Origin of the sequence: Pseudomonas fluorescens (assembly GCF_902497875.1) — a bacterium.
Classification (GTDB): Bacteria; Pseudomonadota; Gammaproteobacteria; order Pseudomonadales; family Pseudomonadaceae; genus Aquipseudomonas; species Aquipseudomonas fluorescens_BR.
The window spans coordinates 75546-88667 of record NZ_CABVHY010000031.1 but is presented as its reverse complement, the minus strand read 5'-3'; the positions used below and the strand labels follow the sequence as shown (position 1 = coordinate 88667).

At 59.4% G+C, this 13122-nt stretch carries 15 protein-coding genes; 4 read left to right on the top strand and 11 right to left on the bottom strand.

Features of this window, described 5'->3' with window-relative positions; genetic code table 11:
* The 6 genes from F8N85_RS26410 to F8N85_RS26385 all read right to left on the bottom strand — a co-directional run.
* On the bottom strand, positions 1 to 331 hold a 331-nt coding region (locus F8N85_RS26410), incomplete at its 3' end, for a helix-turn-helix domain-containing protein (RefSeq protein WP_150806450.1).
* Positions 332 to 393: 62 nt separating this feature from the next.
* A complete protein-coding gene (locus F8N85_RS26405) occupies positions 394 to 1704 on the bottom strand; it encodes an MFS transporter (RefSeq protein ID WP_150806449.1) in 1311 nt (436 codons plus the stop codon).
* A 200-nt stretch (positions 1705 to 1904) separates the two neighbouring features.
* Positions 1905 to 3053, bottom strand: a complete 1149-nt coding sequence (gene dgoD / locus F8N85_RS26400) for a galactonate dehydratase (RefSeq protein ID WP_150806448.1) — start codon at positions 3051 to 3053, stop codon at positions 1905 to 1907.
* Positions 3054 to 3101: 48 nt separating this feature from the next.
* A complete protein-coding gene (locus tag F8N85_RS26395; RefSeq protein WP_150806447.1) occupies positions 3102 to 3722 on the bottom strand; it encodes a 2-dehydro-3-deoxy-6-phosphogalactonate aldolase in 621 nt (206 codons plus the stop codon).
* Between the two features lie 32 nt (positions 3723 to 3754).
* Positions 3755 to 4732, bottom strand: coding sequence for a 2-dehydro-3-deoxygalactonokinase (locus tag F8N85_RS26390; protein WP_150806446.1), 978 nt, complete (start codon positions 4730 to 4732; stop codon positions 3755 to 3757).
* Between the two features lie 198 nt (positions 4733 to 4930).
* Positions 4931 to 5410, bottom strand: a complete 480-nt coding sequence (locus F8N85_RS26385) for a GNAT family N-acetyltransferase (RefSeq protein WP_150806445.1) — start codon at positions 5408 to 5410, stop codon at positions 4931 to 4933.
* Positions 5411 to 5550: 140 nt separating this feature from the next.
* Between F8N85_RS26385 and F8N85_RS26380 the strand changes: the two genes are divergently transcribed.
* From F8N85_RS26380 to F8N85_RS26365, 4 genes are all read left to right on the top strand, one after another.
* A complete protein-coding gene (locus tag F8N85_RS26380) occupies positions 5551 to 6204 on the top strand; it encodes an HD domain-containing protein (protein WP_150806444.1) in 654 nt (217 codons plus the stop codon).
* A gap of 124 nt (positions 6205 to 6328) precedes the next feature.
* Positions 6329 to 7549: an MFS transporter gene (locus F8N85_RS26375; protein ID WP_150806443.1), complete on the top strand. Its 1221-nt coding sequence runs from the start codon at positions 6329 to 6331 to the stop codon at positions 7547 to 7549.
* Positions 7550 to 7630: 81 nt separating this feature from the next.
* Positions 7631 to 7888 (top strand): hypothetical protein, encoded by a 258-nt coding sequence (locus F8N85_RS26370; protein WP_150806442.1) that lies wholly within the window; start codon positions 7631 to 7633, stop codon positions 7886 to 7888.
* A 57-nt stretch (positions 7889 to 7945) separates the two neighbouring features.
* Positions 7946 to 8326 carry a Rho termination factor N-terminal domain-containing protein gene (locus tag F8N85_RS26365; RefSeq protein ID WP_150806441.1) on the top strand — a complete coding sequence of 127 codons (381 nt, stop codon included), beginning with the start codon at positions 7946 to 7948 and terminating at the stop codon, positions 8324 to 8326.
* Between the two features lie 184 nt (positions 8327 to 8510).
* Here F8N85_RS26365 and F8N85_RS26360 read toward each other — a convergent pair whose 3' ends face one another.
* The 5 genes from F8N85_RS26360 to F8N85_RS26340 all read right to left on the bottom strand — a co-directional run bounded on the left by F8N85_RS26360 (position 8511) and on the right by F8N85_RS26340 (position 13079).
* Complete coding sequence (locus tag F8N85_RS26360) at positions 8511 to 9386, bottom strand: SMP-30/gluconolactonase/LRE family protein (RefSeq protein WP_150806440.1); 876 nt, start codon at positions 9384 to 9386, stop codon at positions 8511 to 8513.
* Positions 9387 to 9700: 314 nt separating this feature from the next.
* The gene (locus F8N85_RS26355; RefSeq protein ID WP_150806439.1) at positions 9701 to 10261 is read right to left on the bottom strand and encodes a DUF1285 domain-containing protein; all 561 of its coding nucleotides are present in this window, start codon (positions 10259 to 10261) and stop codon (positions 9701 to 9703) included.
* 21 nt (positions 10262 to 10282) lie between these two features.
* Complete coding sequence (locus F8N85_RS26350; protein WP_150806438.1) at positions 10283 to 10885, bottom strand: DUF4823 domain-containing protein; 603 nt, start codon at positions 10883 to 10885, stop codon at positions 10283 to 10285.
* Between the two features lie 229 nt (positions 10886 to 11114).
* Entirely contained in the window at positions 11115 to 12083 is a 969-nt protein-coding gene (locus tag F8N85_RS26345) for a GTP 3',8-cyclase MoaA (protein WP_150806437.1), read from the bottom strand.
* A 357-nt stretch (positions 12084 to 12440) separates the two neighbouring features.
* A complete protein-coding gene (locus tag F8N85_RS26340) occupies positions 12441 to 13079 on the bottom strand; it encodes a TetR/AcrR family transcriptional regulator (RefSeq protein WP_150806436.1) in 639 nt (212 codons plus the stop codon).
* Positions 13080 to 13122: the final 43 nt, after the last annotated feature.

Below are 13122 nucleotides of genomic sequence, written 5' to 3'. Positions count from 1 at the left end.
GAATGGTGTCGCCGGTCAACGCCGACAGCTCATCCAGAAACGGCCCGGCCAGGGTCACCAACGGCAACTCTTCGCGGGCCTGGAAACCCAGTTCGATCAGCTTTGGCCCGAGCAGATAACCGATTTGCGGTACTACCCGCAAATAACGCTCGTCCACCAGACAACTGGCCAGCCTGTGAGTGGTGCTGCGGGTGGTACCGATCAGCCGGGCAATTTCCTTCAGATCGCGAGCGCCACTGGCCACGGCCTGAACCACACCCAGGCCACGCAGCAGCGTCTGGGTGCCGGTCGGCGCGATTTCCTTGGCGTTTTTTGCGGCGTCTTCCTGCATATCCGGCCTTCAACAATGAGCGAGAGAACGGGCGGCATTATGGTCGCCCGCACTAACGCTTACTAGAGTTTGATGCGCTCCACTTTGCCCACCAGCAGCACATAAGACAATGCACCGATCAGTGCCAGCACGGCGATGTAGGTGATCGCCGGGGCGAATGAGTTACCGCTGGCGAGAAAGCCGATGACGATCGGCGTGGTGATCGCCGACAGGTTGCCGATGAAGTTGAACACACCACCGGTCAGCCCCAACAAGCGTGCAGGCGCCAGGGTCGAGACCAGCGACCAGGTGATCGACGCCAGGCCGTTGCCGAAAAACGCCAGCGCCAGGAAGGCAATCACCAGCGGCGTCGATTCGACAAAGTTGGCGCCGATGATCGAGGTGGATATCAGCAGCCCGCCTATGATCGGCAGCTTGCGGGCAAAGCCGACGGTCGCGCCGCGGCGGATCAGCCAGTCGGAGAAGAACCCCGAGCAGAGCACCCCGACGAAAGCCGCGAGGAATGGCAGCGACGCCAGCAGCCCGGACTTGATGAAGTCCATGCCACGGTACTTCACCAGATAGGTCGGGAACCAGGTCAGGAAGAACCACAACGTCGAGTTAAGGCAGAACTGCCCCAGATAGATACCCCACAACTTGCGCTTGCTCAACACAATGCCGAGGTCGGTCCAGCTGAACGGAGCCTTGCGTTTGGCGGTCTCGGCCTGGATATCCACCAGCCCGCCGCCTTCGCTGATCAGGTCGATTTCGGCCTGGTTGGCGCCCTTGAAATCCCGTGGCTCGCGATACACCGCGTACCAGATCAGCGCCCAGATAATCCCCACCGCACCGGTGCTGACGAACACCATTTGCCAGCCATAATGATGTTGCAGCCAGGCCAGCACCAGGGTGAGGAACGCCAGCCCGACGAATTGCCCGGAGGTGTAGAAGCCGATGGCGGTTGCGCGTTCACGCTCGGGAAACCAGGTGGTCACCACACGGCTGTTGATCGGATAGGCCGGGGCCTCCAGCGCGCCCACGGCCATGCGCAGTACAAACAACGCGATGAAGCTCGCGGCGAAGCCAAGCATCACTGTGGCCACCGACCACAACAGCAAGGCCACGCTGTAGAGGATGCGTGGCGGCACCCGATCCACCAGCCAGCCACCGGGGATCTGCATCGCCGCGTAGGTCCAGCCGAACGCGGAGAAGATCAGCCCGACATGAATCGGATCGATACCCAAATCGCTGGTCAGTGCCGGGGCGGCAATCGACAGGTTGCTGCGGTCCAGATAGTTGATTACCACGGTGATGAACAACAGCAGCATGATGAAAAAACGCTTGCGGCTCGGCGTCACCAACGACGCCTGCCCGGTAAAGCTTTCCGGTTGCATGGGGAGTGCCTCTTCTTGTGTTTATTGAGGGCGGTAAAGATAGAAACGACGCGGTCCTGTGGGAGCGAGCTTGCTCGCGATGACGTCGACCCAGTCACAGAGACTCTTCAGGCAAACCGCGCCGGCCCGATCGCGAGCAAGCTCGCTCCCACAGGTTTTTTTGCAGCCCTACAGGAATGCATTCACAAATCAGCCCGTGATCACCACTCGGCAAAACTGCCATCGGCATGGCGCCAGATCGGGTTGCGCCAGCGGTGGCCGATGGCGGCGCGTTCGATGACGTATTCCTCGTTGATCTCGATGCCCAGACCCGGGCCATTGGGGATTTTCACGAAGCCTTTGTCGTAGTCGAACACCCGCGGGTCCTTGACGTAATCCAGCAGGTCGTTGCTCTCGTTGTAATGGATGCCCAGGCTCTGCTCCTGAATGAACGCGTTGTAGCAAACCGCATCCAGTTGCAGGCACGCCGCCAAGGCAATAGGGCCCAGTGGGCAATGCAGCGCCAGCGCCACGTCGTAGGCTTCGGCCATGTTGGCGATCTTGCGGGTTTCTGTGATGCCGCCGGCATGGGAAGCATCCGGCTGGATGATGTCGACGTAGCCTTCGCTGAGCACCCGCTTGAAATCCCAACGGGAGAACAGACGCTCGCCCAAGGCAATCGGCGTGCTGGTCAGCGGTGCCAATTCCTTCAACGCTTCATAGTTTTCGCTGAGCACCGGCTCTTCGATGAACATCAGCTTGTAGGCATCGAGCTCCTTCATCAGCACCTTGGCCATGGGCTTGTGGACCCGGCCATGGAAATCCACGCCGATGCCGACATTCGGTCCCACCGCATCACGCACCGCCGCGACGTTGGCCAGCGCCAGGTCAACTTTGTCGAAGGTGTCGACGAATTGCAGTTCTTCGGTGCCGTTCATTTTCACCGCGGTGAAACCACGTTCGACGGCTTCCCGGGCAGCCTTGGCGGTATCAGCTGGACGGTCGCCTCCGATCCACGAATAGACGCGAATCTTGTCGCGAACCTGACCACCCAGCAGATCGCTGACGGAGACACCAAGCGCCTTGCCCTTGATGTCCCACAGTGCCTGATCGATCCCGGCCAGGGCGCTCATGTGCACCGCGCCGCCACGATAGAAGCCGCCGCGATAGAGCACGGTCCAGATGTCTTCGATATTGCGCGGGTCCTTGCCGATCAAGTAATCCGACAGCTCGTCCACCGCCGCCGCGACGGTATGGGCGCGGCCTTCGACCACGGGCTCACCCCAACCGGTCACGCCTTCATCGGTTTCTACTTTGAGGAAAAGCCAGCGCGGTGGAACGATAAAGGTCGTCAGTTTGGTGATTTTCATCTTGTTGTCTCTCTTATGTAGATGCAGCGCGCACGGCGCCAAAAAGTCTTAACGCAATGCGTTCCAGGCCTGTACATAAGCCTTGGCGCGGACCGCCACTTCATCAGGCGTCAGCCCCGGCTTGAACAGCCCGGAACCCAGGCCGAAACCACCGACGCCCGCCTCGACAAATACCTGCATGTTGTCCGGGGTGATCCCACCCACCGGAAGCAGCAGCGTCCCTGCCGGCAGGACCGCCAGCCAGGCCTTGACCACCGCCGGCCCCATTTGCTCGGCAGGAAACATCTTCAACACATCGGCGCCTTCGGCCAGTGCGGCAAAGGCTTCGGTCGGCGTGGCGACACCGGGCGACAGATACAGACCCGCAGCCTTGGCTGCACGCAATACCTTGGGATCGCTGTGAGGCATGACGATCACCTGTCCGCCCGCAGCCTTCACCTGTTCGACCTGTTCCGCGGTCAACACGGTACCGGCGCCAATCAGGCAATCGGCGGGTAAGGTACTGCGCAGGATACGAATGCTTTCGTAGGGTTCAGGGGAGTTGAGCGGCACTTCAATGACTCGAAAACCTGCCTGATACAACACCTCGCCGATGGCCGCTGCTTCCTGCGGACGCAGACCGCGCAGAATTGCGACCAGACCGTTTTTCGCCAGTGCTTGCTTGAGCATGTCAGACCTCTTGGTAGTGGAACGCGGGCGGTTCAACCGAGCAGCCCGGCCGCTTTGGCCAGATGCCACAACCCACGTTCGGTAGCATGTTCGGCCAGGCTCACCTGAGCGAAACCGCAGGTATCCAGCGCCCGGCTGTAGCGGGCACAGAGTTGGCAATTGCCAATCAGGATGATCGAGGGCAGCCGGGCACTGTCGCGTCGGCGGCGCTGCACACTGGCTAGGGCCGCGAGTTCATGGCCGATCAGCAGGCCCGAGAGATAGTTGGCCTGCTCGGCTGGACTCAGTTCGCCGGTCAGGCCGAGGCTGCGGGCACTGAACAAGGTCGACAGCGGACCGGTCTCGCCGTCGGTGGACAATGCCACCTGGACACCGCGATCAAACGCCGCGCCATCAAAGGGCGCATCGCGTTGCTGGGTGCGACCGAGAATGCTGTGTTCGCTGAGCACGGCGAACAGTTCGCCGGTCATGAAGGTGTCGAAATGCACGATGCAGCCGTCAGCCACTTCCACCCATTTCGAATGGCTGCCAGGCAAACCGATCAGCAGGTTCTCCCCGTCCCCGGCCGGCAGACTCTGCAGCACGCCGAGGACCTGGGTCTCTTCACCGCGCATCACATTCGGCAACCGCGAACGCTGAATCACCCCGGGCACGATATGCACATCGACGCCGCGCAGGCTGTGCAGAACTTTCAAGGAGGTACCCAGGCTGGCGAGATTCGCCGGGGTATCGCGGTAGGCAGCTTCCCGCCAACCCTGGGCACTGCCGACCATGCCGCAGGCGATTACCGGCAGTCCGGGTTGAGCCTCCAGCCAGTCACCGCAGGCTGCATCGAAAGCCAGTTCAAAACCATCGGCGCACAGCTGACCGGCGATCATCCGCGGTGCGCTGGGCAACTGCATGATTCCCGAGGACAGCGAACGCTGTTCGAGCACCTGGCCGCCAGCAGCGAGTTTGTAAGCCCGAAGGGAAGTTGTTCCCCAATCGAGCGCGATCAATTGCGCCTGCATCGCTTCACCTGAAATTTGTTATTGGGCAGTGAGTGCGCAGAGCTGATGCAGGCGACTATAAACCTCGAAGCGTCAAAATCTCAATATATAAATTAGCATCCCATATATAGGGATAACGATAACGACGGAACTTTACCGGTGACGGTTAGCGGATTGTCTACGCCGACCGTCTACACCGATAAATGAATGAGCGCCGGTTCAGCCCTGGGCAAACTCTCGCAATTTCTCCCCTTCCATGCGATAGCGCACCCACTCGTCCTGCGGCACCGCACCGATGGACTGGTAAAACTGGATCGCCGGTTTGTTCCAGTCCAGCACGCTCCACTCGAAGCGCCCGCAATCGTTGGCGCAGGCGATTTGCGCGAGATGGCGCAGGAGTTTCTTGCCCGCCCCGCCGCCGCGTTGCTCAGGGTTGATGTACAGGTCTTCAAGGTAGAGGCAGTTGCTCCCCAGCCAGGTGGAATAGCTGAAGAAGAACACTGCGAATCCGATCGGCTGACCGTCCCGCAGGCAGATCAGACCATGGGCGGTTGCGCCTTCGCTGAACAGGCTGCGCTCGATATCGGCGACACTGGCAATGACCTCATGCCTGGCACGCTCGTAGTCCGCCAGTTCGGTGATGAACGTGAGAATTTGCGGGGCATCGCTGGGCACGGCCGGGCGGATTTCGATGGTCATGGACTTGCCTTGTGCGAAAGTGAAAACGCCATACTAAGACGACTCTGAGCGCTCGTCACATTTCAAATAAAAACTTGGGTTATGGTTATCAGATCAATTGTGCTCGGCACATTATTTTTCTCACCTCGATGAGGATTCCCATGACCCTTGCTGCTTTCGCTCCACTGCAAAGCCTTGCCGTGACGCTCCTGCCCCATGCGCTCGAGCCCTCCGAGGACGGTGCTCACGATCTGTCGCACTTGCAGCGGGTGTGGAACAACGCGCGGACCATTCACAAAGGAGAAAGCGGCGATCTCGAGGTGCTGCTGGCGGCGGTGCTTTTGCATGATTGCGTGGCGGTGGAGAAGAACTCGCCGTTGCGCTCGCAAGCCTCGCGACTGGCCGCACAGAAAGCTTCGCAGGTATTAGCCAGCATGAAATGGCCTGTGGATAAAGTCGCCGCGGTTGCCCATGCCATCGAAACCCACAGCTTCTCCGCGGGCATCGAGCCGACGACGCTTGAGGCAAAAATCCTCCAGGACGCCGACCGCCTCGACTCCCTGGGGATGCTTGGCGTGGCGCGAACCTTTTATGTCTCCGGGCGAATGGGCAGCGCACTTTACGACCCACAGGATCCCGAGGCGAAAGCCCGCGATTACGACGATAAACGCTTCACCCTTGACCACTTCCAGACCAAGCTGCTGCATCTGGCCGCCGGTTTCCAGACCCCGACCGGCAACCGGCTGGCGCAGCTTCGCCATGCACGGCTGAAGCGCTTCATGGAGGAATTCATCGAGGAAATCGGCCTGGACTGACGGCAACAAACACTGCATTACTCCGTCAATAACTAACCCTGGAATCTGCAACGACACAACTAACCGCTGCGCCTGCCATGTTTAGATAGGTCACTCATCATTCCAACAGGCAAGAGACATTTTCATGCAGACCAGTACTTCGCAGGGCAGCATTGTTTCAGGGAAGCTGTTCGGTTTGTTTTGCCTCGCCAGTTATCTGCTTTCACTGTCTTATGGTTCGACCTTTCTACTTTCGCTGCTGATCAGTTCCCGCGGCGGCAATGAACAGGATGCCGGTAGCGTGATCTCGATCGCGATGCTCAGTACCTTCGTCGCGGTGATTCTCTCCGGGCATTTGTCGGATCTGCTGGGAGCAGCACGCTCGATTGCACTGTTCGGCTGCTTGCTGGTGGTATCCAGCCTGGGCTTCGCGCTGACGCCCGGGTTCGGTAACGCCTTATTGTTTTGCGGGCTGATGCTAGGCCTCGGCTGGGGGGTGTTTTACACCCTGGGGCCGATCATCGTAGCAATGCTGGTCGAGCCCGTTCAGCGCGCCAAATACTTCGCACTGCTGTCCGGCAGCATGATGACCGGAATCGGTTGCGGCCCATTATTGGGCCGTGCGGCCAGCGTCCTGGGTTACCCCGTCAGCGCTGCCTTTTACATCGCCGCGGGGGCGAGCCTGGTGGGTGCGCTGATGTTCTGGCGATTGGGAGTAGCACTCAAACCACGACCCGGCTTGTCGGGATCGGCTGGCGTTTCGAAGATTTCCTGGTCCGCAACTGCGCAAGTGCTGGGTTCCAAAGCCGTCTTTGCAATCATCATGGTTGGCCTGGGCGGATGCGTATTTGGCGGTCTGTCGAGTTTCCAGACCAGCTACGCTGCTTCTCGCTCGCTCGATTACTCGCTGTTCTTCCTGGGTTTCATGGGCGCGGCAATCACCAGCCGGTTACTGATCGCCAGCATCGTGGTCAAACACGACGCCTATGGGATGTCCTGTCTGCTCTCCGCGCTGATAGTGGTGTCGATCCTGATGTTCCGGTTCGTGGTCGATGACGGCTTCAGTTATGTGCTGGCGGCGGTGATTCTCGGAGTTGGTTATGGGCTGACCTATTCGGTGATCAACGGCCTCGCGGCCAATGAAGCACCCGCCGGGACAACCTCACAATCGCTGTTGCTGTTCAGCCTTGCCTACTTTATCGGTGTGTTCGGTTTCCCCCTGCTGGCCGGGAGGATTATCGTCGAACAAGGCATGCCAGCTCTGCTGCTTACCGTGCTGGCAGTTGCGCTGGTGAATTGGTTGATCACTGTGGGTCGGTTGATCCGACGCTGGATGACGGTCGATAACGTGTTGCAAAAGGCCTAGACCACTCGTCGAAATTCAGGCACCAATCGAAATCGGGAGCAGACTAATACGGGTAACGACTCTAGAAGTGGAGGCGACGCCATGAACATGTCAAAACTGCCTGCCCTTGTCCTTGCCGGATTGCTGTCCTCAGCAGCCATCGCCGAATCATCCCCCCCGACCAATCCTGTGTACGGCCCCCCTTCCGCCACCGCGACCGATCCACGAATTGATCGCAACGACTCCCAAAGACCCGACGGCATCGGCCCCAACGTCCCGGACAACGGCGGATTGGGTACCAGCTCTAAAACCACCACCGGTGGCTCGGGCTCTGACCGTGACGGCAGCGGCCGCAACTGAATCGAACGCAGCCCTTTCAGACTGACCCTGCGCATCAGGGTCAGAAGGAGTACTCCCATGCCTCGTGGAAGCAAAGCCAAATACACGGCGGAACAGAAGCGCAAAGCCGCGCATATCGAAGCCGGCTACGAAGACAAAGGTGTTTCTAAAGACGAAGCCGAAGCGCGCGCCTGGGCGACGGTGAATAAACAATCCGGTGGTGGAGAACGTGCCGGCGGCTCCGGACGTCGCAAACCTGCGAGCGAAAAAGCCAGTGATCGCAAGGAGTCGGCCAAGCGCGCAGTGGCCAGTCGTGAAGGCCATTCGCGCAACAGCCAAGCATCTTTGGGAACGCAAACCAGGGACAGTCTGATGAAAGAAGCCCTAGCGAAAAATATTCCCGGGCGGTCGAGCATGCGCAAGCAGGAGTTGATCGAGGCATTGAAAAAGGCCGGGTGACCGCCAGCGCCGCTGCAGCATTGGCACGGTGGGCCGCCTGAATCGGGGCCAACCCACTCGCCAGCCCTGCGACAAACACGTCGCCGCCGGAGCTCGGCAGTTTGTCCACGGACATCACCAGGTCAACCATCACCTGGCTGGAACAAAGTCTCAATACATAATTTAACATCCAACCTATAGGGAATTAACCCGCGAAACGCGTACACAGGGATCCGGGCACGTCGACTCGAATCGATAGCACCGCACCATCCAGCGGGTGGTTGGCCGGGCTTGCGGCGCTGGTGATATACAGGGTGCGCATGTCTTCCCCGCCAAACACACAGCTGGTGGGGCGGCTGACGGGGAGTTCGATTACCCGATCAACCTGACCATCGGGCGCCAGGCGCAGCAGGCAACTGCCATCCAAGCGCGCATTCCAGATAAACCCTTGGGCATCCATGGCCGAGCCATCGGGTCCGCCCCGTGGATGCGGGCCGCGCCAGATCCGCGGGGGGCTCAAGTAGCCGTCGGCACCGACCGAATATTGATAAATCGTCGCATCCAGACGGTCGGCAAAATACAGGGCGGTGCCGTCTTCGCTCCACACCAGGGTGTTGGGAATGCCCAGCCCATTGAGCAACGGCGTGACCCGACCATCGACCCCCACCCGAAACAGCCCTCCGCTGCGCCGTTCGATCGGCAGGTCTTCGCCCTGCTCGCCAATGTTGTTTTGCATGGTGCCGAGCCAGAGTCGCCCCAACGCATCGCAACGAGCCTCGTTGGGCCGATTACCCGGTTGCGGATCGACCATGCACAGCAGGGTCAGGCGTGGTTCCAGGCCGGGAGAGTTCAGATCAAGCCGATACACGCCGCTGCTCAGAGTCACCAGCGCATCGCCGCTGGTACAGGGAATGAATGCCGAAACATGTTCAGGCATCTGCCAGATCTGAACGTTGTCCCTCACCAGACGCAGCGCCTGCTTGCCGGCGATATCGACCCAATACAAAGCCTGTTCGGGCACGTCCCAGAACGGACCTTCTCCGAGCCTGGCACGGTGTTGGGTAACGGCTGTCCACTCCATGAAACCTCCTGCTTTTGTTGTTATGGGCCAGGCTTTTTTACGGTTCTCACGGAGTCCCGGGAAACACAGAAACAAGAACGCCGATTTGGTTGATGATGTTCGTGCGAGCAAACACATCTAACAAACCGGCGTTCCTTCCTTTTGGGGAGGTTTTTTCTGTCGTCACGATCAAGCCTGATGGCGACACTCTACAGATCGAGCTGACGCCCACGCTACTCGATTCCCTGCCGACCGCATTCACCCGAAAATCCTCAGGTGTACGCAAATCCCGTAGGAGCTGCCGCAGGCTGCGATCTTTTAGGGCTGCAGCCAACCTACGGCTCAAGCCCGATCGGGAAGAATTCGCCGCCACTCCAGACGCCCAACCAACGCTGCCCCTCGATTTCCCGGGTCACGGCCAAGTCGACCAGCTGATAGAACACATTGCGATGGATCAGGGCTTCGAGATTGGTCCGCACATGCACGTAAGGCGCTGGCTCCTGGGTACCTGGATCGATCACCACCCGCATCGGGTGATCAGGACCGGCCTCGGTCTGCTCTTCGACGTTGGTGGTGAAGCGCAGTACCTGAGCCTCTCCCTCTCCTTCGACCTCCAGGCTGACCGCGACAAACGGCGCGTCATCGACTTTGATGCCGACTTTTTCCACCGGGGTAATCAGGAAATAATCATCGCCGTCGCGGCGCATGATGGTGGAGAACAACTTGACCATCGGCTTGCGCCCGATGGGCGTGCCCAGGTAGTACCAGGTCCCGTCACGGGCGATGCGCATGTCGATATCGCCGCAGAAGTCGGGATTCCACAGATGGACCGGCGGCAAGCCTTTGGATTTGGGGATTTGCCCCAGCAGATCGTTAGCTTTTTGCGGACCACTCATGTTGTTTTCCTTCTGTAGTACCTAGTCACTCAAGCCCAGCAGGCTGCGAGCGTATTGCTCCAGCGGCGGGCCAAGCAGATCTTCCGGCTGAGTGTCGTGGAACGTCAGTAAACCGCCACGACTGCGAATACGTGCAGTATCGATCAAATACTGGGTGCTGGTCTCGATCAACATGAGCTGAATCACGCCAGTGTCGATCCCCAGGCGGTCCACGGCTTCCTGATCGGTCCATTCATCAGAGTTGCCGATCCGATTGTCAGCCTTGGCGAAACGGGTATAGAGCAAGTAATGCGCACCGACTGCGCGGGCTTCGCTCATTGCTTCGTCCAGCCCTTGCGGGGTGCGGGCACGCCGGACCATGGGGAAGTATTCGACAAAGCCGTTGAAGGCTTCTTCGGCGACCACATTCGGCCGCGGATAGGCATCGCCCGGTGGCGCGAATGCACCCTGGGCGATGTAGATGAACGAGTCGGCTTGTATACGCAACGAGTTCAAGCGGCGAGTATCGCTGTGATCGAGCAGCCCGGCATCGCTCATGTGATAACGAGCGCCCTCGCCCAGATCGCTGACGTTCATGCAGCCACCAAGCGCCAAAAAGGCCAGCAGCAAAACCAGGCTACGCATCCTACCCGCCAGAGGCCGGTGACGGAAAACCGGCGAATAGCCGCAGGATGCAGCTTCCGCGCCAGCTCAAGGTCGCGCACATCCCGTAGCAGCTGCCGCTAGGCTGCGTCCGACTGCGAAGCAGTGGTGAAACCCGAGGGCACGGTCTTCTTGATGGATTGAGGTTGCCTGGTTTTGCGAGGGGTACCCCCTCGAACGCAGCCTTCGGCAGCTGCTACAAGGGCTGCGATCAGCCGCCGATGATTTTCATGATGGTCGCGCCACCGGAGAACGCCACTTCCTGCTTGTCGCCCAGGGCTTTTACCAGCAGCCGCTGCAAGGCCGGCAGCGCCTCGTGACGCGGCTTGTCCAGCAGATCACCGACATAGTGCCGGTTACTCGACGACAGGCAGCCATGCAGCCAGCCGGTGGAAGACAGGCGCAAGCGCGAACAGGTCCGGCAGAACGGCACGCTTTCATTGGCGATTACCCCGAAGAAACCCCGGCCGGGAATCTCGTAGCGAACTGCGGTGGCATCCACCGGCGCGTCAGCCTGCAGGTATTCGTAACGGTCGCCAATCAGGCTCAACAGCTGCTGAAGGCTGACAAACTGCTGCAAGAAAGCATTTGAGTCACTGGCCAGATGGCCCATGCGCATCAGTTCGATAAAGCGCAGCTCATAACCACGCTCAAGGCAGTAATCGAGCAGCGGCATTACCTGATCCAGGTTCTGCCCGCGCAACGGCACCATGTTGACCTTGATCTTCATCCCCGCGGCGTTGGCCTGATCCATGCCATCGAGCACGGTCGCCAGATCACCACCGCGAGCGATGCTGCGGAAAGCGCCAGGGTCGAGGGTATCGAGGGATACGTTGATCCGCCGGATGCCGGCAGCCAGCAGCAACGGTAGCTTGCGTGCCAGAAGCTGGCCGTTGGTGGTCAGACTGATGTCCGCCAAACCCATCGACCCCACTGCCGTCATGAAGGCTTCCAGCTTGGGACTGACCAGCGGCTCGCCACCGGTGATACGCAGCCGTTCGATGCCGGCCGCCTCGATCAGATAGGCCACCCCGCGAGCCATGGCCTCGGCCGACAACTCATCCTGCGCAGCCACCAGCCGCTTGCCATTCGGCACGCAATAGGTACAGGCGTAATTGCAGGCTGAAGTCAGGCTGATCCGCAAATTGCGAAAACGCCTGCCTTGACGGTCAACGATCATGGATCACTCCGGCGAAAGAAGATTCGGACATGCTGGAACTTGACTCAAAAATCAGGTTTTAGCAAGACCAAGGGTGCGTTTTCGATAAATGACAGATCGCGTTGGAGTTGTGGTCGTGCCAGGCAAGGCGCGGGACGCAGGAGATGCTTACTGCCTCTTCAAGTCCCGCAACGCAGCATGGCGCGATCACAGCTTCAACCCGTAGGGCCTAGCCCCTGACGCCAATACCGTCGGCTCCACAATTTCAGCGGGGCGACGGCGCGACTGTCAGTTATCGAGAACGCACCCTTAGCCTGAGTATATTACTGAGGTACTTCGCCATGTGAGAAACATGGCGCAATAAAGCAACTGAATGACTCAGCTGCCGGGAGTGTCGGTATCGCGCTTGCGCTTGTTACCCATGCGCACGCCGATATCCATCAGGAACTGGAAGAATCCTTCCTGATCTTCCAGCACATTGCTCCAGAACGGCGAGTGATACAGCGCAACGGCGCCGTGCACCAGCGCCCAGGCTGCGCAATAGTGGAAGTAAGGCGGCACGTCTTCAAGCTTGCCTTCACTGATGCGGCCTTTGATCAACAGGGTCAGACGTTCGAAGTTGGAGGCGCGGATCTTATGCAGCTCCTCAACCATCTCCGGCACCTGATTGCCCTTTACCACCTTCTCTTCCAGGCGGTCGAACAGGCGATACCGCTGCGGATCGCGCATGCGGAATTCAAAGTAGGCCCGGGACAGGGCTTCCTTATCCTTGTCGACATCGGCAGAGTGCAACAGCTCGTTCAGGTCACGCTCGTAGTCGAGCATCAGGCGCAGATAGATCTCCGCCTTGGACTTGAAGTGCTTGTAGATGGTCCCTTTGCCGATACCTACGGCATCAGCGATCATCTCGACGGTGACGCTGTCTTCACCTTGTTCGAGGAACAGCTTTAGCGCGGTATCGAGAATTTCTTGCTCGCGGCGACGAAACTCACGGACCTTACGAGGTTCTTTCTGCATAAGAAAAGGTCTGTAGGGGTCAAAATCGAAGCCGCGTATTATG

What these genes read in the sequence shown, in the direction of transcription:
- F8N85_RS26405 (WP_150806449.1), bottom strand. Translation starts at nt 1,704, where the DNA reads ATGCAACCGGAAAGCTTTACCGGGCAGGCGTCGTTGGTGACGCCGAGC.
- dgoD (WP_150806448.1), bottom strand. Translation starts at nt 3,053, where the DNA reads ATGAAAATCACCAAACTGACGACCTTTATCGTTCCACCGCGCTGGCTT.
- F8N85_RS26395 (WP_150806447.1), bottom strand. Translation starts at nt 3,722, where the DNA reads ATGCTCAAGCAAGCACTGGCGAAAAACGGTCTGGTCGCAATTCTGCGC.
- F8N85_RS26390 (WP_150806446.1), bottom strand. Translation starts at nt 4,732, where the DNA reads ATGCAGGCGCAATTGATCGCGCTCGATTGGGGAACAACTTCCCTTCGG.
- F8N85_RS26385 (WP_150806445.1), bottom strand. Translation starts at nt 5,410, where the DNA reads ATGACCATCGAAATCCGCCCGGCCGTGCCCAGCGATGCCCCGCAAATT.
- F8N85_RS26380 (WP_150806444.1), top strand. Translation starts at nt 5,551, where the DNA reads ATGACCCTTGCTGCTTTCGCTCCACTGCAAAGCCTTGCCGTGACGCTC.
- F8N85_RS26375 (WP_150806443.1), top strand. Translation starts at nt 6,329, where the DNA reads ATGCAGACCAGTACTTCGCAGGGCAGCATTGTTTCAGGGAAGCTGTTC.
- F8N85_RS26370 (WP_150806442.1), top strand. Translation starts at nt 7,631, where the DNA reads ATGAACATGTCAAAACTGCCTGCCCTTGTCCTTGCCGGATTGCTGTCC.
- F8N85_RS26365 (WP_150806441.1), top strand. Translation starts at nt 7,946, where the DNA reads ATGCCTCGTGGAAGCAAAGCCAAATACACGGCGGAACAGAAGCGCAAA.
- F8N85_RS26360 (WP_150806440.1), bottom strand. Translation starts at nt 9,386, where the DNA reads ATGGAGTGGACAGCCGTTACCCAACACCGTGCCAGGCTCGGAGAAGGT.
- F8N85_RS26355 (WP_150806439.1), bottom strand. Translation starts at nt 10,261, where the DNA reads ATGAGTGGTCCGCAAAAAGCTAACGATCTGCTGGGGCAAATCCCCAAA.
- F8N85_RS26350 (WP_150806438.1), bottom strand. Translation starts at nt 10,885, where the DNA reads ATGCGTAGCCTGGTTTTGCTGCTGGCCTTTTTGGCGCTTGGTGGCTGC.
- F8N85_RS26345 (WP_150806437.1), bottom strand. Translation starts at nt 12,083, where the DNA reads ATGATCGTTGACCGTCAAGGCAGGCGTTTTCGCAATTTGCGGATCAGC.
- F8N85_RS26340 (WP_150806436.1), bottom strand. Translation starts at nt 13,079, where the DNA reads ATGCAGAAAGAACCTCGTAAGGTCCGTGAGTTTCGTCGCCGCGAGCAA.